Source organism: Stenotrophomonas sp. 89682_Sma (assembly GCF_056481405.1).
Genome location: NZ_CM151147.1, coordinates 4,346,355 through 4,366,506, shown reverse-complemented (window position 1 = coordinate 4,366,506; position 20,152 = coordinate 4,346,355). Strand labels below are relative to the sequence as shown.

The 20,152-nt window shown below is 66.7% G+C and carries 23 protein-coding genes and 2 tRNA genes; 12 read left to right on the top strand and 13 right to left on the bottom strand.

The window, feature by feature from the left end:
• Positions 1-2: 2 nt before the first annotated feature.
• The gene (locus tag ACZK29_RS20140; protein WP_111203305.1) at positions 3-764 is read right to left on the bottom strand and encodes a sulfite exporter TauE/SafE family protein; all 762 of its coding nucleotides are present in this window, start codon (positions 762-764) and stop codon (positions 3-5) included.
• A 62-nt stretch (positions 765-826) separates the two neighbouring features.
• Positions 827-1,516, bottom strand: coding sequence for a cAMP-activated global transcriptional regulator CRP (gene crp, locus ACZK29_RS20135; protein WP_012481435.1), 690 nt, complete (start codon positions 1,514-1,516; stop codon positions 827-829).
• Between the two features lie 149 nt (positions 1,517-1,665).
• Here crp and speD point away from each other — a divergent pair, with 149 nt between their 5' ends.
• Positions 1,666-2,460: an adenosylmethionine decarboxylase gene (speD, locus tag ACZK29_RS20130; protein WP_005411315.1), complete on the top strand. Its 795-nt coding sequence runs from the start codon at positions 1,666-1,668 to the stop codon at positions 2,458-2,460.
• 168 nt (positions 2,461-2,628) lie between these two features.
• Positions 2,629-2,949 carry a DMT family transporter gene (locus ACZK29_RS20125; protein ID WP_049435688.1) on the top strand — a complete coding sequence of 107 codons (321 nt, stop codon included), beginning with the start codon at positions 2,629-2,631 and terminating at the stop codon, positions 2,947-2,949.
• An 87-nt stretch (positions 2,950-3,036) separates the two neighbouring features.
• On the opposite strand, the gene coq7 is transcribed toward ACZK29_RS20125, so the two are convergent.
• Positions 3,037-3,681 (bottom strand): 2-polyprenyl-3-methyl-6-methoxy-1,4-benzoquinone monooxygenase, encoded by a 645-nt coding sequence (coq7, locus tag ACZK29_RS20120; RefSeq protein WP_111203306.1) that lies wholly within the window; start codon positions 3,679-3,681, stop codon positions 3,037-3,039.
• A 198-nt stretch (positions 3,682-3,879) separates the two neighbouring features.
• On the opposite strand from coq7, the gene rplM reads away from it, so the two are divergent.
• Together rplM and rpsI are read left to right on the top strand one after the other, a co-directional pair.
• Entirely contained in the window at positions 3,880-4,308 is a 429-nt protein-coding gene (gene rplM / locus ACZK29_RS20115) for a 50S ribosomal protein L13 (protein WP_005414692.1), read from the top strand.
• Between the two features lie 2 nt (positions 4,309-4,310).
• Positions 4,311-4,703, top strand: coding sequence for a 30S ribosomal protein S9 (gene rpsI / locus ACZK29_RS20110; protein ID WP_005411311.1), 393 nt, complete (start codon positions 4,311-4,313; stop codon positions 4,701-4,703).
• Between the two features lie 236 nt (positions 4,704-4,939).
• Here rpsI and ACZK29_RS20105 read toward each other — a convergent pair.
• Positions 4,940-5,014, bottom strand: a tRNA-Gln gene (locus tag ACZK29_RS20105).
• 55 nt (positions 5,015-5,069) lie between these two features.
• Positions 5,070-5,146 (bottom strand) — tRNA-Met (locus ACZK29_RS20100).
• Positions 5,147-5,267: 121 nt separating this feature from the next.
• Here ACZK29_RS20100 and ACZK29_RS20095 point away from each other — a divergent pair.
• The 3 genes from ACZK29_RS20095 to bfr all read left to right on the top strand — a co-directional run bounded on the left by ACZK29_RS20095 (position 5,268) and on the right by bfr (position 6,819).
• A complete protein-coding gene (locus ACZK29_RS20095) occupies positions 5,268-5,888 on the top strand; it encodes an RNA pyrophosphohydrolase (RefSeq protein ID WP_005411310.1) in 621 nt (206 codons plus the stop codon).
• Positions 5,889-5,996: 108 nt separating this feature from the next.
• Complete coding sequence (locus ACZK29_RS20090) at positions 5,997-6,206, top strand: (2Fe-2S)-binding protein (protein WP_049426881.1); 210 nt, start codon at positions 5,997-5,999, stop codon at positions 6,204-6,206.
• Positions 6,207-6,348: 142 nt separating this feature from the next.
• Positions 6,349-6,819, top strand: a complete 471-nt coding sequence (bfr, locus tag ACZK29_RS20085; RefSeq protein ID WP_005419804.1) for a bacterioferritin — start codon at positions 6,349-6,351, stop codon at positions 6,817-6,819.
• Position 6,820: 1 nt separating this feature from the next.
• Here bfr and ACZK29_RS20080 read toward each other — a convergent pair whose 3' ends face one another.
• Genes ACZK29_RS20080 through ACZK29_RS20070 form a run of 3 tightly spaced genes read right to left on the bottom strand, consistent with a single transcriptional unit; the run spans position 6,821 to position 11,617 of the window.
• A complete protein-coding gene (locus ACZK29_RS20080) occupies positions 6,821-9,067 on the bottom strand; it encodes a hybrid sensor histidine kinase/response regulator (RefSeq protein WP_111202798.1) in 2,247 nt (748 codons plus the stop codon).
• 1 nt (position 9,068) lies between these two features.
• The gene (locus tag ACZK29_RS20075; RefSeq protein WP_478446401.1) at positions 9,069-10,955 is read right to left on the bottom strand and encodes an EAL domain-containing protein; all 1,887 of its coding nucleotides are present in this window, start codon (positions 10,953-10,955) and stop codon (positions 9,069-9,071) included.
• Between the two features lie 44 nt (positions 10,956-10,999).
• Positions 11,000-11,617, bottom strand: a complete 618-nt coding sequence (locus tag ACZK29_RS20070) for a DUF4126 domain-containing protein (RefSeq protein ID WP_111113248.1) — start codon at positions 11,615-11,617, stop codon at positions 11,000-11,002.
• Between the two features lie 179 nt (positions 11,618-11,796).
• On the opposite strand from ACZK29_RS20070, the gene ACZK29_RS20065 reads away from it, so the two are divergent.
• The 5 genes from ACZK29_RS20065 to ampE all read left to right on the top strand — a co-directional run bounded on the left by ACZK29_RS20065 (position 11,797) and on the right by ampE (position 15,521).
• On the top strand, positions 11,797-12,540 hold the full coding sequence (locus ACZK29_RS20065) for a DUF6776 family protein (protein WP_100442148.1): 744 nt from the start codon (positions 11,797-11,799) through the stop codon (positions 12,538-12,540).
• Between the two features lie 4 nt (positions 12,541-12,544).
• The gene (locus tag ACZK29_RS20060; RefSeq protein ID WP_099554096.1) at positions 12,545-13,009 is read left to right on the top strand and encodes a bactofilin family protein; all 465 of its coding nucleotides are present in this window, start codon (positions 12,545-12,547) and stop codon (positions 13,007-13,009) included.
• Positions 13,010-13,040: 31 nt separating this feature from the next.
• Complete coding sequence (erpA, locus tag ACZK29_RS20055; protein WP_106550933.1) at positions 13,041-13,433, top strand: iron-sulfur cluster insertion protein ErpA; 393 nt, start codon at positions 13,041-13,043, stop codon at positions 13,431-13,433.
• Between the two features lie 160 nt (positions 13,434-13,593).
• Positions 13,594-14,499: an NAD(+) diphosphatase gene (gene nudC / locus ACZK29_RS20050; RefSeq protein WP_111113247.1), complete on the top strand. Its 906-nt coding sequence runs from the start codon at positions 13,594-13,596 to the stop codon at positions 14,497-14,499.
• 134 nt (positions 14,500-14,633) lie between these two features.
• Positions 14,634-15,521 carry a regulatory signaling modulator protein AmpE gene (gene ampE, locus ACZK29_RS20045; RefSeq protein WP_099554100.1) on the top strand — a complete coding sequence of 296 codons (888 nt, stop codon included), beginning with the start codon at positions 14,634-14,636 and terminating at the stop codon, positions 15,519-15,521.
• A gap of 565 nt (positions 15,522-16,086) precedes the next feature.
• On the opposite strand, the gene ACZK29_RS20040 is transcribed toward ampE, so the two are convergent.
• The 5 genes from ACZK29_RS20040 to ACZK29_RS20020 form a co-directional block, all read right to left on the bottom strand.
• On the bottom strand, positions 16,087-16,512 hold the full coding sequence (locus ACZK29_RS20040; RefSeq protein ID WP_164147416.1) for a DUF2752 domain-containing protein: 426 nt from the start codon (positions 16,510-16,512) through the stop codon (positions 16,087-16,089).
• 43 nt (positions 16,513-16,555) lie between these two features.
• Positions 16,556-16,834 (bottom strand): CD225/dispanin family protein, encoded by a 279-nt coding sequence (locus ACZK29_RS20035; RefSeq protein ID WP_111202796.1) that lies wholly within the window; start codon positions 16,832-16,834, stop codon positions 16,556-16,558.
• Between the two features lie 34 nt (positions 16,835-16,868).
• Entirely contained in the window at positions 16,869-17,156 is a 288-nt protein-coding gene (locus tag ACZK29_RS20030; RefSeq protein WP_111202795.1) for a CD225/dispanin family protein, read from the bottom strand.
• Positions 17,157-17,337: 181 nt separating this feature from the next.
• On the bottom strand, positions 17,338-19,227 hold the full coding sequence (locus tag ACZK29_RS20025; RefSeq protein ID WP_164147415.1) for an MFS transporter: 1,890 nt from the start codon (positions 19,225-19,227) through the stop codon (positions 17,338-17,340).
• Positions 19,228-19,324: 97 nt separating this feature from the next.
• On the bottom strand, positions 19,325-20,119 hold the full coding sequence (locus ACZK29_RS20020; protein ID WP_111113245.1) for an SDR family NAD(P)-dependent oxidoreductase: 795 nt from the start codon (positions 20,117-20,119) through the stop codon (positions 19,325-19,327).
• Positions 20,120-20,152 lie beyond the last annotated feature (33 nt).

The following is a 20,152-nucleotide window of genomic DNA, read 5'->3' as shown; positions in this document are numbered from 1 at the left end:
GCTCAGCGATACAGGTGCCCGTACACCGCATGGCCGATCTGGAACAGGCTGATCCCCAGCACCAGCACGCCAACGGCCACCAGCACCCAGCGCTCTTTCACCCGCTTGACCAGGATCGCCGCCACCGGCGCGGCCATCATGCCGCCGATCAGCAGGCCGGCGACGATCTGCAGATGCTGCACGCCCATCGACAACAGGAAGGTCGCTGACACCGTCAACGTGACCACGAACTCGGCTGCGTTGACTGTTCCGATGGTGGTGCGCGCCTGGCCGCCGCGGGCGAGCAGGGTGGACGTCGCGATCGGCCCCCAGCCACCGCCGCCGCTGGCGTCGAGCAGGCCCGCGAAGAAGGCCAGCACCGGTACCCGGCGGATCTCGCCCTTGGGCATCCAGCGTCCGGCGGCGCGGGCCAGGATGATGATCGCCAGCACCAGCAGGTACAGGTAGATCAGTGGCCGGATGATCTCGCCCGGGATCTGCGTGAGCACGTACGCGCCCACGGCACCGCCCACCGCGCCAGGCAGGGCCAGGCGCAGGAACAGGCGTTTATCGACATTTCCGGCGGCAAGGTGCGACACGCCCGAGGCGCCGGTGGTGAACACTTCGGCGGTGTGGATGCTGGCGCTGACCTGCGCCGGTGGCAGGCCCATGCTCAGCATCACCGACGAGGACACCAGGCCGAAGGCCATGCCCAAGGCGCCGTCGACCAGCTGTGCGCCGAGACCGATGAGGATGAACCACCAGAATTCGCTGCTCAGTTCCATGCACCGAGCCTAGCGCGCGAAGGAGTGCGGACCAAGGTCCGCACCCACCGGGTGCTCAACGGTCAACGGGTGCCGTACAGCACCACGGTCTTGCCGCGTGCATGCAGCAGGCCGTCGGTCTGCAGCTTCTTCAGCACGCGGCCGGCCATTTCGCGCGAGCAGCCGACCAGGCGGGCCAGTTCCTGGCGCGACACGCGCAGCTGGCTGCCCTGCGGATGGCTCATCGCTTCCGGTTCCTGCGCCAGATCGTGCAGTGTGCGCACGATTCGATCGGTAACGTCCAGGAATGCCAGGCGACTGGCCTTGCGGCTGGTATCGAGCAGGCGCTTGGAGATCTGCTGGCCCAGCGCGTACAGCAGGCGCGGGGCGTCGGCCGACAGCGGGCCGAGGAACAGCTGGTGCAGGCGCTCGTAGCTGATTTCGGCCAGTTCGCAGGCGGTACGGGTCCGCAGGATCACCTCGCGGCGGTCCGATTCGACGAACAGGCCCATTTCGCCAACGAACTCGCCGGCACCGAAGTAGCCCAGCACCAGCTCGCGATCGTCATCTTCCTCGGCCATGATCGAAACCGAGCCGCTGACAACGTAATACAGGGTTCCCGCCGGGTCACCGGGTCGGAAGACGTCGGTACGGGTGGGATATCGCCGCCGGTGGCTGTGCGCCAGGAAACGATCGATGGTGGCGATATCCAAGGCCAGTGGACTGCTAGCTAGGCGCACGGTTGACACGATAGGGGCGCTCCCTCTGCGCATGAACGGATTCACGGGGTCGATAGCGGAGCTTAACCAGCGCAATTGTTAAGGGCAAACAGTGTGCCAGAACTCTTGCGTCTTCACGTTCCCCCCGGGGACAGTTTGCCCCATAATTCCCCCTTTCCCTTCTTACACAGGAATCGACCGCCGTGGTCAAGCCGTTGCCTCGCCTGAGGCTGCAGGGTTTCAACAACCTCACCAAGGCGCTGAGCTTCAACATCTATGACGTGTGTTACGCGCGCACCGAAGAGGAGCGTCAGCGTTACATTGAATACATCGATGAAGAGTACAACGCCGACAGGCTGACTCAAATCTTGACCGATGTCGCCGAGATCATCGGCGCCAACATCCTGAACGTGGCCCGCCAGGACTACGACCCGCAGGGTGCCTCGGTGACCATCCTGATCTCCGAAGAGCCGGTGATCGACAAGAAGCTGGCCGGCAAGGAGCTGATCTCCGACGCCGTGGTCGCGCACATGGACAAGAGCCACATCACTGTCCATACCTACCCGGAAACCCATCCGCAGGAAGGTATCGCGACGTTCCGCGCGGATATCGACGTGGCCACCTGTGGCGTCATTTCCCCGCTGAAGGCCCTGAACTACCTGATCGAGAGCCTTGAGTCGGACATCGTGATCATGGACTACCGCGTCCGTGGCTTCACCCGCGATGTGAAGGGCAAGAAGCACTTCATCGACCACAAGATCAACTCGATCCAGAACTTCCTGGCCAAGAACATCAAGTCGCGTTACGAGATGTTCGACGTCAACGTCTACCAGGAGAACATCTTCCACACGAAGATGCACCTGAAGGACTTCGACCTGGACCAGTACCTGTTCGAGGAAAAGGCCAAGAACCTGTCGTTCAAGGAACGCATGAAGATCGAAGCGCTGCTCAAGCGCGAGATCGAAGAGCTGTTCCACGGCCGGAACCTGTCCGAGTAAGCCCCATGTGCGATGCCCGCAGGCATCGCCACCCAGGCGGGACGACCCGCCCCGTGGAACCAGTGCCCCGCACGCGTGGCAGTTCCACGGTGATGTACCGACCCACGGCCCGGTGTGAAAACACCGGGCCGTTTCGTTTTTCTCAAAAAAGGTAAGGAGCCCCCACCCATGCCCTGGATCTACCTGCTGCTGGCCGGCCTGTTCGAGATCGGTTTCGCCCTCGGAATGAAGTACTCCGAAGGCTTCAGCAAACCCCTGCCCACCGCTGCCACGGTGGTATCCGCGCTGATCAGCCTGTACCTGATGAGCCAGGCGATGAAGAGCATCCCGGTCGGCACGGCCTATGCGATCTGGACCGGCATCGGCGCCCTGGGCGTGGCCGTGCTGGGCATCTACCTGTTCAACGACAGTGCGTCGCCGGCCCGCCTGGCCTGCGTGGGCCTGATCGTGGCCGGCGTGATCGGCCTGAAGCTGGTCTCGCCCAATTAATCGGTAGTGCCGGCCGCTGGCCGGCAACCTCTTGATCTTCTGCGGTGCCTGCGTGGTTGCCGGCCAGCGGCCGGCGCTACCCGGGGCCTACAGCCGGTAGGCGATGGTCTTCATGACCCTGGAGGCCAGCGCCATCACGCCCGGGATCGGGAACGGCAGGCGGCGTGCGCCGGCCTGCTCGGCGTGGTCCGCATGGCGGGCCTCGTCTTCCTTCATCACCGCGATGACCGCGCGGCTGCGCAGGTCGCCGGGCGGCAGGTCGACCAGGTGCTCGTCCAGGTGGGCCTCCACCTGGCGCTCGGTCTCGACCACGAAGCCCAGGTTCCAGCCGTCGCCGCGCAGCCCGGCCAGGGTGCCGATGGTGTAGCTGCCGGCATACCACAGCGGGTTGAACAGGCTCGGACGGCTGTCCAGCTCGCCCAGCCGGGTGGCACACCAGGCCAGGTGGTCGGTTTCTTCCTGTGCTGCTTCCAGCAGGTGTTCGCGCGTGGCCGGGTCGCGGGCCACGGCGGCCTGGCCGAAATACAGGCCCTGCGCGCAGACCTCGCCGACGTGGTTGATCCGCATCAGGCCCGCGGCGTGGCGGCGCTCGGCGCGGTCCATGCCCGGCTCGTCGGTGTCCGCCGCCGGGTAGGGGCGGGCCGCCGGTGGGTTGCCGAATACCGTGTCCAGGGCGCGCTGCGCCTCGGTCAGCAGGTGGTCCAGCGGGGTGGTCTGGCGGAGCACGGTCATGGCAGTACGCGGTGGGGCGGAAGACCCCTGGATTCTCGCCCGGCCCCGCGCCCCTGCCAACCCGGCCCAGGGGGCGGGTTGCGCGCTCCCTGCAAGGTGAGTACAATCCCGCCTCTTACGCTTCACCTTTTCACAACGCGTGGCAGAGTTCCGGCGAGCCTTTCGCCGCAATGAGCCCGACCTAACCTAGAGTTCTTCATGAGCACTTTCACTGCCAAGAACGAGACCGTCCAGCGCGACTGGTACCTCGTCGACGCCGAGGGCAAGACCCTGGGCCGTCTCGCCACCGAGCTGGCCCGCCGTCTGCGTGGCAAGCACAAGCCGGTCTACACCCCGCACGTTGATACCGGCGACTACCTGGTCGTCATCAATGCAGAAAAGATTGCCGTCACCGGCAAGAAGCTGCAGGACAAGATGTATCACCGTTTCACCGGTTACATCGGCAACCTGAAGACCGAGTCCCTGGCCCAGGCGCTGGAGCGCCACCCGGAGCGCGTGATCGAGATCGCCGTGAAGGGCATGCTGCCGAAGGGCCCGCTGGGTCGCCAGATGTACCGCAAGCTCAAGGTCTACGCCGGCACTGAGCATCCGCACGCCGCACAGCAGCCGCAGGTTCTGGATATCTAATCATGGCTATCACTCAAAACTACGGCACTGGCCGCCGCAAGTCCTCCACCGCTCGCGTGTTCCTGCGCAAGGGTTCGGGCAACATCACCGTCAATGGCCGTCCGCTGGACGAGTTCTTCGGTCGTGAGACCGCGCGCATGATCGTGCGCCAGCCGCTCGAGCTGACCAAGAACACCGAGAGCTTCGACATCCTGGTCACCGCCGCTGGCGGCGGCACCACCGGCCAGGCCGGTGCGATCCGTCTGGGCATCGCCCGTGCTCTGGTCGAGTACGACGAAACCCTGAAGTCCGAGCTGCGCAAGGCTGGCTTCATGACCCGTGACGCCCGTGAAGTCGAGCGTAAGAAGGTCGGTCTGCACAAGGCCCGCCGCGCCACCCAGTTCTCCAAGCGCTGATTTACCGCGCCTGGTTGGGCTTCTTCGGGAGCCCGCTGGATGCAAAAGCAAAAGCCCGGCTTCGGCCGGGCTTTTGTCGTTTCGGGGGGGGGGGGGGGGGCATTGGAGAGGGTAAGGATCCGACCCTGTGTCTCTGTAGAGCCGAGCCGATGCTCGGCTGCTCCTGGTCGGTGGGATGCGTGACCAAATTAAAAGCAAAAGGCCAGATCTTTCGATCTGGCCTTTTGCTTTTGATTTGGCTGCCCCGGATGGATTCGAACCACCGAATGCCTGAGTCAGAGTCAGGTGCCTTACCGCTTGGCGACGGGGCAAAACGTGCAACTATTTTCTCACTTTTCACACTGAAAAACAACTTGATTTTCAGTGTGGTGGCTATGGGTGGACTCGAACCACCGACCCCAGCATTATGAGTGCTGTGCTCTAACCGGCTGAGCTACATAGCCTTGGTGAGCCCGCTATTCTGCGGATGTGTATCGCCCCTGTCAACACTTTTGTGTCGTGCTTGTGGGCCGACAGAGGGCATGGGATAGTCCCGGCCAGTAGATTTTCTTAGGAGTCCGCATCGTGATCGATCCGGACGGCTATCGACCGAACGTCGGCATCGTGCTGATGCGGCAGGACGGCCAGGTGTTCTGGGCACGACGCGTGCGCCGGGATGGCTGGCAGTTCCCGCAGGGTGGCATGAACACCGACGAGACGCCTGTCGAGGCCATGTATCGTGAACTGCAGGAAGAGACCGGCCTGCTGCCTGAGCATGTGGAAGTGCTCGGGGCGACACCCGGCTGGCTGCGCTACAAGCTGCCGGCGCGGGCCATCCGCCGCAACGAGCGGCAGGTCTGCATCGGCCAGAAGCAGGTCTGGTTCCTGCTGCGCCTGACTGGCGACGAATCCCACGTGAAGCTGGACCACACCGACTCGCCCGAGTTCGACCACTGGCGCTGGGTGGACTTCTGGTACCCGGTGGAGCATGTGGTGATGTTCAAGCGTGGCGTCTATGCGCGTGCGTTGCGACATCTGGCGCCGCTGGCGCGCGGGGTGGCCGGGCAAGGGGTTACCGCCATGCCCAAGAGCGCCGCCGAGGCCTGGATGCCGGGCCATACTGCCGGGCATGACCGCCCACGCAAGCGCCCGCGGACCCGCGGCTACTGGCCGAAGAAGGCCACGGGCGATGGCCCGGCCAGCTGACGGGCTGAACGGTATCGAGAATGGTTCAGGTCTCTGATTGACAACCATTCTCGTTTCCATTGGAATAGCCAACAGGCCGCTTCTGGCCTGCCATCCCGGTCCACGCCTGTGTACGTCTGCATCTGCAACGGAGTCACCGACCACCAGATCCGCGAAGCCGCCAGCAATGGCGTCACCTCGGTGGCCGAACTGACCATGCGTACCGGTTGCGGCGCTACCTGTGGTTCCTGCCTGGACATGGCCGGCGACCTGCTGGCCAAGGCGCGTGCCACCCACGATCTGCCGCTGCCGGTATTGGGCCTGGCCCAGGTCGCCTGATCGCTTCTTCGCGGCGCATTGACGTCGCGCTTCCGCATCCTTCACGTGCGGCCGCACAGGCCAATGCGCACGATTCGCGTTCCTTCACGACCGCACGCAAGGCGTTAAAGTGCCTGCGTTTTCAGCGTGCAGGAGCATCCCCATGAAGGGCGACACCAAGGTCATCGAATTCCTCAACAAGGTCCTCTACAACGAGCTGACCGCGATCAACCAGTACTTCCTGCACGCCAAGATGCTGAAGAACTGGGGCATCAAGGAACTGGCCGAACACGAGTACAAGGAATCGATCGACGAGATGAAGCATGCCGACATGCTCGCCGACCGCATCCTGTTCCTCGAAGGCCTGCCGAACTTCCAGGCACTGGGCAAGCTGCGCATCGGCGAGAACCCGACCGAGATCCTGCAGTGCGACCTGTCGCTGGAACGCGATGGCGTGGTCACCCTGCGCGAGGCGGTGGCCTATTCCGATTCGGTCGGCGACTACGTCAGCCGCCAGCTGTTCGTGAAGATCCTCGATTCGGAAGAAGAGCACATCGACTGGCTGGAAACCCAGCTGGACCTGATCGAGCGCATCGGCGAACCGAAGTACCTGCTGAGCAAGCTGGAAGAGTGAGTCAGCCGGCCTGGCCGGCGCGATGCTGTGCCAGGTAGCCCGTCAGCGCCACGCGCGCGCGGGCGAATTCCGCAACCAGCAGCGCCACCGCCACTGCGGGGCGTTGCAGGCTGCCGCTGCGGGCTTCGTGCTCGATGCGCTGCGCGACTGCCGACAGCGACAGTGCGCCCACGTTCGCGCTGGATGACTTGAGGCTGTGCGCGACGGCCTGCAGGCGGGGCTCGTCGCCGGCCTGCGCGGCCTGCTGCAGTTGCTGCACCATCGCCGGCGCATCCTCCAGGAATACCGAGATGATCTGGATGGCGGTATCGCCGATCACCGCGTGCAGCTCGTCCAGCACGTCGCGGTCCAGTACCGGTTGCGGTGGCAGCGCCACCTGCTTTTCCGGGGTCTGTAGCGCCGAGCCATGCTCGGCGGATGGAGTGCGGCTGTAGTTGGCCGTCAGCCGAGCATGGCTCGGCTCTACAGTCGGCTCTACAGAAGGCCGCCCAGGTGATGCAGCTTTCCCGCCCCCCCAGCGCTGCAGCAGCGCATGCAGGGTGGCACGTGCAATCGGCTTGGACAGATAGTCGTCCATGCCAGCCTGCAGGCAGCGCTCACGGTCACCGGCCATGGCATTGGCGGTCATCGCGATGATCGGCAGGCGCGGACGCCCGTTCTCCACTTCCTCGGCGCGCCAGCGGCGGGTGGCGGCATAACCGTCCAGCACCGGCATCTGGCAATCCATCAGCACCACATCCACGTCGCTCTCGCGCAGGGCAAGCAATGCCTGCTCGCCATCGGTGGCGTTGCGCACCTCGCACTGGAACACGCGCAGCAGCTGCTCGGCCACCATGCGGTTGACCGTGTTGTCCTCCACCAGCAGCACGCGCAGGTGCAGCGGCGGCAGCGTGGGCGTGGGCTGCCCCTGTTCGGCATTGGCCAGCAGCGCGGCAGGGCGCGCATGTGCGGCCGGTGCAGCCAGCAGTGCATGCAGCGCAGCGTCGTCGAAATGCGAGGGCAGCTGCCGCTGGCGCGGGTGCGCCGGAAGGGCATCGTCCTGCAGCCACAGCACCTGCAGGGCGTCGTCCTCGCCACGTTCGGCCAACGCCTGTTGCAGCGTCGCTTCACCGATGCGGCGGGCACGTGCATCGACCAGCAGCCACGCCGGTGCCGGTTGCCCCGGCCTCGGCATCGCGCGCAGGCGCTCGACCACGGCATCGAGCTGCGCCATGGCGTGCACCAGCAGTCCATGATGGGCCGCGATGCGCTCGATGCGTGCCAGCAGGATTGCATCGCTGCTGAACAGCAGCAGCGAGTCTGGCGTGCGCGCCATGGCCGGCAGGTCGCCGGGCACCTTCAACAACGGGATCTCGAACCAGAACGTGGCGCCCTGGCCGGGCGTGGACTGCACGCCGATGCGCCCGTGCATCAGGTCGATGATGCGCTTGCAGATCGCCAGGCCCAGGCCGGTGCCACCGTAGATGCGGGTCGTCGAGGCGTCGGCCTGGCTGAAGGACTGGAACAGGCGCGCCTGCAGTGCCTCGTCGATGCCGATGCCGGTGTCGATGACCTCAAAGCGCAGCTGGTGCTGTGCCACGCCTTCGCCCAGGCGCTGCACGCGCAGCTGCACCTGGCCGCGTGCGGTGAACTTGATCGCGTTGGCCAGCAGGTTGCTCAACACCTGGCGCAGTCGTACCGGGTCGCCACGCACCGGCAGGCGCACCGACGGGTCCAGCTGCAGCCCCAGCGACAGGCCCTTGGCGTCGGCGGCGCGCTGCATCAGCTGCACCACGCCATCAAGCAGGTCGCGCAGGTTGAAACTGGTGATCTCCAGTTCCAGTGCCTGCGCTTCCAGCCGCGAGTAGTCGAGGATGTCGTCGACGATGCGCAGCAGCTGCTGCGAGCTGGCCGAGGCGGTGGCCAGCATCTGCCGCTGGTCCTCGCCCAGCGGGCCACGCGCGATCAGCTCCAGCATCGGCAGGATGCCGTTGAGCGGCGTGCGGATCTCGTGGCTCATCGTGGCCAGGAACTCACCCTTTGCCAGCACCGCTGCCTCGGCGGCCTGCTTGGCCTGCAGCAGCTGCTGTTCCAGCTGCTCCTGGCGTTCGGTGGTGCGGCGCAGCTGGTCACGTTCGCTGGCCAACGCGCTGCGCTCACGCTGCAGGAGGGCCAGTGCATGGCTGCGCGCGCGCAGCCGCAGGCCCAACAGCAGCGCCGTGATGGAGGCCGCGGCAAGGGCAACCAGCAGCGCGACCCACATCGGCACGTCAGAGCACCGCGTTGTGGAAGTCGAAGTTCAGATCGCTGCCGGCAGACTGCACCATGTTGCCCTGGATGTAGTCGACACCGCCCACCCACATCGCGGCGGCGGCCTGCGGATCTTCGATCTGCTGGCCGATGATCTGCTGCCCGGCGGCGTGCGCCCGCTCGATTGCCCGGCGCAGCTCTTCGCGGGTGGCCGGATTGGAATGGCTGCTGGAGAAGCGCGCGGCCATGCGCACGAACGACAACGGCAGCTGCGTCAGCAGCGCATCGGCTTCGCCCCCGGGTTCGAACTGGCTCAGGCAGAAACGTACGCCGGCCCCTGCCATGCGTTCGCAGAACTGCTGCAGCGGCACGGTGTGGATCAGCGCATCCGGCAGGCGCACGTCGATCACCAGCGCACTGCCGGGCAGGCCGCGCTGCTGCAGTGATTCCAGCAGCCAGTCGGCGAAGGCATCGCGCTGCAGCGTGCGCAGTGACTGCGAGACGAACAGGTTCAGCGGTTGCGTCGCGTGCCGGTACAGGTCGAGCAGCCCCAGTGCATGGTCCATCACCTGCTGGTCGAGATCAGCGATGCGCCCGGCAGCCTCTGCGGCCGGAATCACCTGGCCTGCCGCCAGCAGCGTACCGTCCGCCTGGCGAAGGCGCAGCAGCAGCTGGTACTGCGCGGTATTGCCGCCGGCGACGGCGACGATCGGCTGGTAGGCCAGTTCAAGCTGGCCTTCCAGCAGTGCCAGGTGTTCCTGCTCGCTGATCACGTCGCGGTGCACGTGGCCGGCCACGCCGGCGCTGAGCAGGCGTGCCTGCAGGGTGGTGCGCTCGACCGCTTCCAGCGCGCTGTTGGCATCGTCGAAGCCCGGCGACAGCGGTGCATAGCCGACCACGCCGCGCAGGTGCACGGATTCGTCATCGCGGATCACGAAGGCCCGCGCCGACAACTGCTCGCGCAGTGCAGCGGCAATGCCTTCCAGGCTGTCCTCGCTGACATTGCGCGCAAGCAGCAGGAAGCTGTTGTCGTTCAGGCGCGCCAGCAGGTGCGGGTGGCCGGCTTCTGCCAGGCGTTGCCCGGCCTGCACCATCAGGCGCTCGAAGGCGGCATAGCCATAGCGCTCGCGCAGGCCCAGTGCGCTGGATATCTCGACGAACAGCACGCCGCCCTGGTCGCGGTGGGCGAGCGCGGCGTTGAGCTGCTGCAGCACGTGATGCCGCGTCGGCAGCCCGGTTTCCGGATTGCTGGTGGCCGGGGTGCCGGATACGCCGGGCAGGGTTGCGGCCTGCGCCCGCGCGCGGCGGATGCGGTTGGCCACGGCGGCGATCAGGTGGCGCGGGCGGATTGGCTTGCTCAGGTAGTCGTCGGCGCCACTGTCGAGCACCTCGAACTGGCGTTCCGGGTCCGGGTCGCCACTGAGGAACACGATGGGCAGCAGCTGCAGGCCGGGCTGCTGGCGGATCAGCGCGGTCAGGCGCATGCCGTCCAGGCCGGGCAGGTGCAGGTCCATCAGGATCAGGTCAGGGCGATGTTCCTTGATCGCCTGCAGCGCGTCATCGGCATCGCTGTGCACGATGGCCTGCATGCCGGCGCCGTGCAGCACGCTCTGTGCGAACAGCGCCTGGGCGCGATCATCCTCGACGATCAGCACGCGGTAGGGCGAATCGGAATGCAGCGGTGCCGGGTCATTGCTGCCGGCCTCTGCCAGCAGGGATGGACCGGGCAGCGGTGGCGGTGCGCTGCCAATCGATGCGGGTGCGTCGGAGCCGGCCAGCGGCGGAACCGCTGCCGGCGCTGCGGCGACGGCGCTCGCCGGTTCAGCGGTCCAGCGTTGCCAATGATCGGCCGGAGGGGTTTCAGCGCGTCCCGGGCGGGCGCCCGCGGGGGATTCGTTTGCGGCCATCGGTGCTCCTGGTGTTCGCGTCCATTATGCGACAAGCCCGGCGATCAACCGGTGCCGGGCTGGCGTGGACTGTCGGGCGACGCACTGCGCGCCAGCCAGCGCACGCCCTTCCACAGGGCGCGCCAGACCAGCCACACCAGCAGGGCGCCGGCCAGGCTGCAGGCCAGCACCACGATCAGCGCGATCCACGGGTGTGCCAGGGCCAGGGCCAGGCCACCGATCACCACGGTGTCCTCGGCGGCGGAGGCGACCCAGTTGCTGGCCGGTTCCGGCGACGTGTTGAGCAGGGCACGGGTGCCGGCTTTCAAGCCATGGCTGGCCAGCGCAACACCGGCACCGGCGGCGAGTGCACCGGTGCCGAGCTGGCCGTCCGGCGACAGTGTGGCCGCGGCGAGGAAAGCACCTGCAGGCACGCGTGCCAGGGTCTGCACCAGGTCCCAGGCCGAGTCCACGCCGGGGATCTTGTCGGCGAAGAATTCGGTCACCGCCAGTGCCGCCGAGGTGCCCAGCACCCACCACGATTCGGTGGCCTGCAGGGCGGGGGGCAGGTCGACCCAGCCGAGCAGGCCGGCCAGGCCGACGCCGAACACGGTGAGGTAGACGCGGATGCCGGCCAGCCAGGCCAGCAGGATGCCGATCACGAACAGGTGGGCTTCGGTCATGGCGGTGCTCCGGCGACGGAACTGTGCAGGGGGCCACACTATCGGCGATGGCGTGCCTGAACGCCACAGACCGTGGCCGGCCAGTGCGCAGGAAACCCACCCGTCCTGTCATACACTAGCCCGTCGTTTGCCACAGGGGCCGTACCGGTGTCGCCCTCGCGATGCCCCGGAATTCACCCATGACCAACCGTCCTCCCATGCGCGTGCAGGTCCGCCTGCCCGGCGCGCCACAACCGCCGGCCGACCGTCGCCGCCTGCTGGTGATCGGCGGCATCTGGCTGCTCAGCCTGGTGCTGGCGGTACTGGGCGGCTGCTGGATGGCCACGCCGCGTGATGCGCAGGGCCAGCGCCTGCAGGCCGCCGAGAAGCGCGCCGAGACGCTGCAGGCACAGCTGACCGAACTGCGCCAGAAGCAGGCCACGCTGGAAGCTTCCGATCGCATCAGCCGCGCCGCCAATACCGAGGTGCAGTCCTCGCTGGCCGAGCGCGACGAGGAAATCGCCGGCCTGCGTGCCGACGTCGCCTTCTATGAGCGCCTGGTGGGCTCGACCAGCCAGCGCAAGGGCCTGAACACCCATTCGATCGAGTTCAGCCCGGAAGCGGCCGGCACCTGGCAGTACACCGCCGTGCTGACCCAGAACCTCAACCGCGGTGCCATCAGCCAGGGGCAGATGCGTTTCACCGTGGAAGGCGTGAAGAACGGCAAGCTGGCCACGATCAGCTGGGATGATCTGCACCAGCGCAGCAAGGTGCCGGGACAGGATTACTCGTTCCGGTACTTCCAGCAGATCACCGGCAGCGTGATGCTGCCGGCTGACTTCACCCCGCAACGCGTGCGGGTGACATTGGGGAGTGGTACGGGGGGTACCACCCAGGTATTCGACTGGAAACAGGCCGGTGCGCCGGCCAGCAAAGGGGAGTAGGCAGATGTTCGGAAGCAGCAAATCCAACCGTGAAGGCCAGCTGGTGGTGGATGCCCTGATCGGCAACCAGGTGGTGATCCGCGGCGATGTGGAATTCAGTGGTGGCCTGTACGTGGAAGGCCGCATCCACGGCAAGGTGATCGCCGCCGAAGGCGCCAGCGGCGCGACCCTGACGGTCGCCGAGCATGGGGTGATCGAGGGCGAGATCCGCGCCCAGGTGGTGGTGATCAGCGGTCGCCTCGATGGCGACGTGCATGCCACCGAGAAGGTCGAGCTGACTCCGAGCGCGCGGGTCAACGGCAACGTCCATTACCAGGTGGTGGAGATGAATGCGGGCGCCCAGCTGAACGGCCGCCTGATCCATGCCAGCGCGCCGATGGCGGCCCTGCCGGCCCCGGAAGGCGACGACGCCAATGGTGGCAAGGGTGACACTGCCGCACGCCGCAAGCTGGCCGAGGCGATGGCTTGAAAGCCATCGTCGGCGCCCCCATGCTGACGGCATGAGCACTCTAGTCTCCCTGCCCGGCGCCACCCCGGCCGCCGCGCCCGATTACCAGTCGCTGGAGCGCCCGCTGAACTTCACCGAGTCGGCGGCCGCCAAGGTCAAATCCCTGATCCAGGAAGAGGGCAACCCCGACCTGGCATTGCGCGTGTATATCGAAGGCGGCGGCTGTTCCGGTTTCCAGTACGGGTTCGAGTTCGACGAGAACCGTGCCGACGATGACCTGGCGGTGCAGACCAGCGGGGTGACCCTGCTGGTCGACCCGCTGAGCCTGCAGTACCTGATGGGCGCCGAGGTGGACTACACCGAGAGCCTGACCGGTGCGCAGTTCGTGATCCGCAACCCGAACGCGAAGACCACCTGCGGCTGCGGCAGCAGCTTCAGCATGTAAGAGCCTTGTGGCCGGGATGTGCCAACCAAGGTTGGCACCCACCAGAGCGGATCATTAGATCCACGCCATGCGTGGATGCTCTGTGCCTCCGCGCCCACAACAGCCGATTGCGCACAGTGCCGATCTTGCCACCTGCATCGATTGGCGGCACGCTTGCCGGATGCCCAATACTCCCTCGCCGCTTTCCGGTTTCGCCTTCGTGGGCGAACCGCTGGAGCGCGCCGATGCCCTGCGCGAAGATGCCGATGCACTGGCGCGCCTGTGGCCGGGCGCGCGCATTCTGGTGCTCGATCAGGACGGCAGCGCCTTCACCGGCGATGACGACCAGCCGCTGGCGCTGACCGGCGCCGACATCGGCGGCGGTCCCGGCTCCGCGATCTTCCTCGGCCTGCGCGGGGAACAAGCGTGGTTCTCGGTTGAAGCCGCCAGCGTCACCGTCACCGCACCACGTCGCCTCGACCTGCGCCAGGCCGCCCTGCTGTGGCCGGTGGCTGATGCGACCGCTTTCAGCTACGCCCGTGGCATGTCCTACTGGCACTCGCGCACCCGTTTCTGCGGCGTATGTGGTGGTGCAGTGGCGTTCGCCCGCGGCGGCTTCGTGGGGCGTTGCGCGCAGTGTTCCACCGAGCACTACCCGCGTGTCGACCCCGCTGTGATCGTGGCGGTTGAGAACCAGGGCCGCCTGCTGCTCGGCCGCCAGTCGAACTGGGCGCCACGTCGCTACTCGGTGCTGGCCGGCTTTGTCGAACCGGGCGAGACCTTCGAGCAGACCGTGGTGCGCGAAGTCCACGAGGAGAGCAAGGTGCGGGTGACCGCCTGCCAGTACCTCGGTTCGCAGCCCTGGCCATTCCCGGGTGCGCTGATGGTTGGCTTCCGCGCACAGGCGCACGCCGATCTGCCGACCGTGGATGGTGAACTGGAGGACGCGCGCTGGTTCAGTGCCGAGGAGGTCGGTGCCGCGCTGGCACGTGATGACCTGGACGATGGCGAGGGTATCCGCCTGTCACCGCCGATCTCGATTTCGCGAGGGCTGATCGAGCACTGGTACCGGCAGCAGAAGGGCTGAGCCAGGCCGGTGGGGGCGCCTGTATTGCCGCCACCTGAACACGGCACGGGTTACAGTCCGGTTCACCGCTGAGGGCGCCGCTGCGACAGGTAAGGTAGCGACGCCGAGCGATCTGTTTCGTAGGGAGACCCGCCATGTTCACCACTCTGGCCGCCGTGCTGGTCGCACTGGCCCTGGGCCATGTCGCTCCGGCTGCTGCTGCCTCGCTGCGCCGTTTCGACGGCTTCCGGCGCTGGTTGGGCTGGCTGGATGCGCGTGGTGGAAAGGCCTGGCAGGGGCCGGCGGGCGTTGCCCTGGCACTGCTGCCGCCGCTGCTGCTGATGGGCCTGCTGGCCTGGCTGCTGCGCGGGGTACTGTTCGGCCTGCCGTCGCTGTTGCTGGGCGTGGCGGTGCTGGCCTGGTGCTGGGGCCCGCGTGACCTGGACCGCGATATCGAGGCCATCATCGATGCCGACGATGCAGCGACGCGGCAGGCCGCAGTGCGCAACCTGCAGTCGGCCGGCGGCAGCCTGCGCGAAGACATTCCGTCGCTGGTCGAGGCGACGGTGCTCAACGCACTGCGGCGCTGGTTCGCGGTGTTGTTCTGGTTCCTGCTGCTGGGCCCGGCCGGCGCGTTGGGTTACCGGCTGCTGGCGCTGATGGCGGAGAGCCCGATGCGCGCACGCGTGCCGGTGGAGCCGCTGGCGCTGGCGCAGCGCCTGCTGGGCTGGATCGAGTGGCCGGTGGCGCAGCTGATGGCGTTCTCGATGGCGCTGGTGGGCAACTTCGATACGGCGTGGAAGGCCTGGCGCCAGGCCCATGGCGAGCGCCTGGCCGGCAACATCGGGTTCCTGGGCGCGGTGGCGCGCGCCAGCGTCAACGCCGAACTACGCGAGGATGCGCACGACTACACCGAGGCGGGGCTGTTGCCGGTGTGGCAGCGGTTGCCGGACCTGCGTGATGCGATGAGCCTGGTGTGGCGGATGCTGCTGCTGTGGCTGGCGATCCTCGCTCTGCTGGTGATTGCAGGCTGGGTGACGTAGGTGTTCTGGCAGGGCTTGCAGCCCTGCACCTGCAGAGGCAACAGAGCAACAGTAACAGCAACAGCAACAGCTGGATTGCTGCGGGTTGGCGGGGTGGGTCGGATGGTGGGGGACGCCGTGAATCCGTCCATGGAGGCTTGGTCGCCGCTTGCTCGTGTGCGCTGTCCTGCGCACACGGCAAGACCCGGGTTGGGCGTCCTGCCCAACCCGCCCGAGGCATGCCTCGGGCCCATGCGGCTCACACCCCCGCAATCCAACCCACCCCGCCTTCGACAGTTTTCCGCGCACGGACGTTCTCCAGAGCCGAGCCATGCTTGGCTCCGAGCGAGCGTAGCGAAGCGATCCGCTTTTGCTTTTGATCTTTTCTTTCTTTTCCGTGGTGGACGCGCACGGAAACTGTCCGTGGCCGGGCGGGTGGGCTGCGCAGGGGCGTGAGCCGCATGGATGCGGCGACCGAGCTTACATGGACGTACTCGCAGCGACCCCTGCGCAGTCCACCCGCCCGGCCTATCCCATGACCGACAAACGCCGCCCACCACGAGGGGCTGCGCCGTTGGCTGGAAACCTAGATCGGTGCCAGTGCAGTGAACGGTGCCCACGGCAGGTTGCGCAGCAGCGCGTACCCGGGCAGCACCCAGAGCCAGAAAGTGGGATTGGCCAGCACCCGCATCAGCGGGTCGAGCACGCGTGGGCGGATGCCGGCGATGTTCAGCAGCATCAACAACAGGAACGGCAGGCTGATGACCAGCAGCGGGTTCATCGCCATCGCGCCGGGCAGGTCGAAGTGGACCAGGGAATACAGGCAGCGCGTGCTGCCACAGCCCGGGCAGTACAGGCCGGTCAGGGCGTACAGCGGACAGCTCGGCAGCGGATTGCCGGCGACATACGGATTGACGTTGCGCAGCACCACCGTGGCACCTGCGGCCAGGCCGGCGGAAACCAGCAGCGGCGCCCAGCGGGCGAGTCGGGAACGGATGGAAAGCGCGGACATGCAACAACGGATCCGGCGCAGGCGCCGGATCCGTCCAGGCGTATCAGTAGCCGCTGTTGCTCATCGCGCCCATGCCGCCGAGCACAACGAAGAACAGCACGTACAGCACGACCAGCACGGCCCAGGCGATGGCCGACCAGATGGCCCACTTCTTGGCCTTGGCGGCGGAGTCCTGGGCGCCGGCGATGTCGCCAGCGGCCAGCTTGCCGTTGACCTGGGCGGCGTAGACGATCGACACGATGCCGGCCGGCAGGCAGCAGAACAGGGTGGTCAGGATCGACCAGACCAGGTTGTTCGGGACCTGCGGAGTAGCGGTATTCATGGGTTCAAGCTCCTTGATGGGTGGTGGTGGTGAATCATTGGTCGGAAAGAGCGCCCAGTACGGCCAAGCCGCCGAACAGCCCGAACCACAACAGCAACAGGACCGGCAGGGCCACGGCCGAAGCCACCGCCCACCAGCCCGCCTTGCGCGACGCGCTGTAGGCCCCCGGCAGATCGCCGGCCGCGCGGCGGCCATCGACCTGGGAGGCATAGACGATCGACACCACGCCCAACGGCAGGCAGCAGAACAGCGTCGTCAGGATCGCCCAGACCAGATGGTTGGGGATGTAGACCGGACGGCCGAGCGGTGGTGGTTGATTCAAAGCGAGACTCCATTCCTTGGTGGCCGGCCTTGGTGAATCGGCCGAACCTCCCCCCTGTGGGTGCGTAATCTACCGCAACCGGCGTTGCATGTATGCGTTTACAGCCACGACATGCCGTGTTCGCCACTGGACGCTGGCGTATGTGGAGAGGTCACTCGACCCGCCAGGCTGGCCGATTCCGTCAGGCGTGATCGCCGCGCAGGGCCCGCACCTGTGCTTCCAGCGCCTGGGCGTTGGTGGTGTGGCCATCCACGGCCGGTGCCGCCACCACTTCGACGGTGGCGCGGAAACGGCGCGGCACCCGCATGCGGCCGAGGCGACTGTCGCGCCGGCTCCACATGCTCGACCACATCCCGCGCAGGGCCATCGGCACCACCGGTACCGGACGCCGTTCGAGGATCTTCTCGACACCGGATTTGAACGGGGCCATCTGCCCGTCGCGGGTCAGTCCGCCTTCCGGGAAGATGCAGACCAGCTCGCCTTCGGCCAACGCCGCGTCGATCTCGTCGAACGCGCGCTGCATCAGCGCCGGGTCCTCGCGTGCACCGGCAATCGGGATCGCCTTGGCGGTGCGGAAGATCCAGCGCATCACCGGAATGTTGAAGATCTTGTAGTACATGACGAAGCGCACCGGGCGCGGGATCGTCGCCGACAGGATCAGTGCGTCCATGTAGCTGACATGGTTGCAGACCAGCAGCGCGGCGCCTTCGTCGGGCACGTTGGCCTCGATGCCGTGCGGGCGCAGCCGGTACAGGGTGCGCACCATCAGCCAGCTGAGGAAGCGCATCAGGAATTCGGGGACGATGGTGAAGATGTAGATCGCCACCAGCGCGTTGGCGATGGCGAGCGCCAGGAACTGCTGCGGGATGGTCCAGTGCAGCAGCTTGTGCGCGGCCAGCGACAGCAGGGCCGCGCCCACGATGAAGCCGGAATTCTGGATGTTCAGCGCGGCGAACACACGCGACATCTGCGCTTTCGGCGTGCGGCTCTGGATCAGCGCGAACAGCGGCACCACGAAGATGCCGGTGAACAGGCCGATGCCGATCAGGTCGATGACGATGCGGATGCTGCCGGGTTGCTGCAGGAACGTGCCGACGGTCAGCCCGTGCGCGGTCGCCTCGCCGCTGCGGGCGAAATACAGGTCAAGCAGGAAGGCGGTCATGCCGAACGCACCCAGCGGCACCAGGCCGATTTCCACCGTGCGTGCCGAAAGCTTCTCGCACAGCAGCGAGCCGACGCCGGTGCCGACCGAGAACAGGGCCAGCGCGAAGATGTACAGCGTTGGCTCGCCGCCCAGATTGGTGACTGCGTAGGCCGGCAACTGCGAGGTCAGCACGGTACCGACGAACCAGAACCAGGACACGCCCAGGATCGAATTGCGCACCGCCTTCTGCTGGCGCGCCATGCGCAGCACCGCCAGCGATTCCGGCAGCGGGTTCCAGTTGATCCTCAGGTTGGGATCGCCGGCATCGACCTTGGGGATCAGCCGTGCGGCGACGTTGCCGCAGATCGCCAGCGCGATGATCGCGCACGCGGCCACCACCGTGCCATGACTGCCGGCGACGGTGAACACCAGGCCGCCGACGATCATGCCGGACAGGATCGACATCGAGGTGCCCATCTCGACCAGGCCGTTGCCACCGGTCAGTTCCTCGGGTTTGAGCACCGACGGCAGCACCGAGTACTTCACCGGGCCGAACAGGGTCGATTGCATGCCGGTGCAGAACAGCGCGACCAGCAGCACCGGCAGGCTCTGGGTGAGGAAGCCGGTAGCGGCCAGCGACATGATCACGATCTCCATGGTGGTGGTGATCACGATCAGCCGCGATTTTTCCAGCTTGTCGGCGATCTGCCCGGCCAGTGCCGAGAACAGGAAATACGGCAGGATGAAGATGGCCGGTGCCAGCGTGGCATACAGCCCCAGTTCTTCCTCCGGCACGGCCATGAACAGCAACATGCTGATGATCGCCTGCCGGTACACGTTGTCGTTGAACGCGCCCAGCGCCTGGACGACGAAGAACGGCAGGAAACGGCGCTGGCGCAGCAGGGCGAACTGGTTGTGACCGGACATGGAGCCTCCTTGACCGGCGCAGCCTAGCATTCCTGCCCATCCGCTGTGGGTGCGGACCTGTAGGTGCGGACCGTTGGTCCGCACACATCTATCAATCTCAGACGATATCGTCGACCACGCCGCCATCCACGCGCAGTGCCGCACCGGAGGTGGCGGAGGCCTGTGGCGAGGCCAGGTACACCACCATGTTGGCCACTTCCTCGACCGTGGCAGTGCGCTGGATCACCGAAGACGGCCGGTGTGCCATGACGAACTCGCGGCCGATCTGCTCCAGCGGCTTGCCGCTGCGCTGGCGTTCATCTTCGAACATCGCCGCGAAGCCGTCGGACAGGGTCGGGCCGGGCAGCACCGCGTTGACGGTGACGCCACTGCCGGCCACGCGCTTGGCCAGGCCGCGCGACAGCGACAACTGCGCGGTCTTGCTGACCCCGTAATGGATCATGTCGGCGGGAATGTTGCGTGCCGATTCGGAGGAGATGAACAGCACGCGGCCCCAGCCGGCGTCGACCATCGCCGGCAGCAGCGCCCGCGAAAGGCGCACGCCGGACATCACGTTGGTCTGCCAGTAGCGCTCCCAGGTGGCGTCTTCGGTTTCGAAAAAGTCCTCGGGGCCGAAGATGCCGGCGTTGTTGACCAGGATGTCGACCTTGGGCAGGCCGGCCAGCAGGGTATCGACGCCGGCTGCATCGGAGAGGTCGGCGGCGACGCCGATCACCTCGGCACCCGGAACGGCGGCGAGCAGGCGCTGGCGGGCGCGTTCGACGCTGTCGGTGCTGCGGCCATTGAGAATGACCCGCGCACCCGCTGCGGCAAGACCCTGGGCGATCGCCAGGCCGATGCCGGCGGTGGAAGCGGTGACGAGCGCCGTGCGGCCGGCGAGTTCGATCTTCATGGGGGAATCCAGGGGCAGGAGATCACCCAGTAT

Excerpts from the sequence above, each read along its gene's own strand:
- ACZK29_RS20065 (WP_100442148.1), top strand. The coding sequence starts at position 11,797 with ATGACCAACCGTCCTCCCATGCGCGTGCAGGTCCGCCTGCCCGGCGCG.
- nudC (WP_111113247.1), top strand. The coding sequence starts at position 13,594 with ATGCCCAATACTCCCTCGCCGCTTTCCGGTTTCGCCTTCGTGGGCGAA.
- ACZK29_RS20020 (WP_111113245.1), bottom strand. The coding sequence starts at position 20,119 with ATGAAGATCGAACTCGCCGGCCGCACGGCGCTCGTCACCGCTTCCACC.
- ampE (WP_099554100.1), top strand. The coding sequence starts at position 14,634 with ATGTTCACCACTCTGGCCGCCGTGCTGGTCGCACTGGCCCTGGGCCAT.
- ACZK29_RS20070 (WP_111113248.1), bottom strand. The coding sequence starts at position 11,617 with ATGACCGAAGCCCACCTGTTCGTGATCGGCATCCTGCTGGCCTGGCTG.
- ACZK29_RS20025 (WP_164147415.1), bottom strand. The coding sequence starts at position 19,227 with ATGTCCGGTCACAACCAGTTCGCCCTGCTGCGCCAGCGCCGTTTCCTG.
- ACZK29_RS20075 (WP_478446401.1), bottom strand. The coding sequence starts at position 10,955 with ATGGCCGCAAACGAATCCCCCGCGGGCGCCCGCCCGGGACGCGCTGAA.
- coq7 (WP_111203306.1), bottom strand. The coding sequence starts at position 3,681 with ATGACCGTGCTCCGCCAGACCACCCCGCTGGACCACCTGCTGACCGAG.
- crp (WP_012481435.1), bottom strand. The coding sequence starts at position 1,516 with ATGCGCAGAGGGAGCGCCCCTATCGTGTCAACCGTGCGCCTAGCTAGC.
- ACZK29_RS20040 (WP_164147416.1), bottom strand. The coding sequence starts at position 16,512 with ATGTCCGCGCTTTCCATCCGTTCCCGACTCGCCCGCTGGGCGCCGCTG.
- ACZK29_RS20125 (WP_049435688.1), top strand. The coding sequence starts at position 2,629 with ATGCCCTGGATCTACCTGCTGCTGGCCGGCCTGTTCGAGATCGGTTTC.
- bfr (WP_005419804.1), top strand. The coding sequence starts at position 6,349 with ATGAAGGGCGACACCAAGGTCATCGAATTCCTCAACAAGGTCCTCTAC.
- rpsI (WP_005411311.1), top strand. The coding sequence starts at position 4,311 with ATGGCTATCACTCAAAACTACGGCACTGGCCGCCGCAAGTCCTCCACC.
- erpA (WP_106550933.1), top strand. The coding sequence starts at position 13,041 with ATGAGCACTCTAGTCTCCCTGCCCGGCGCCACCCCGGCCGCCGCGCCC.
- rplM (WP_005414692.1), top strand. The coding sequence starts at position 3,880 with ATGAGCACTTTCACTGCCAAGAACGAGACCGTCCAGCGCGACTGGTAC.
- ACZK29_RS20140 (WP_111203305.1), bottom strand. The coding sequence starts at position 764 with ATGGAACTGAGCAGCGAATTCTGGTGGTTCATCCTCATCGGTCTCGGC.
- ACZK29_RS20060 (WP_099554096.1), top strand. The coding sequence starts at position 12,545 with ATGTTCGGAAGCAGCAAATCCAACCGTGAAGGCCAGCTGGTGGTGGAT.
- ACZK29_RS20035 (WP_111202796.1), bottom strand. The coding sequence starts at position 16,834 with ATGAATACCGCTACTCCGCAGGTCCCGAACAACCTGGTCTGGTCGATC.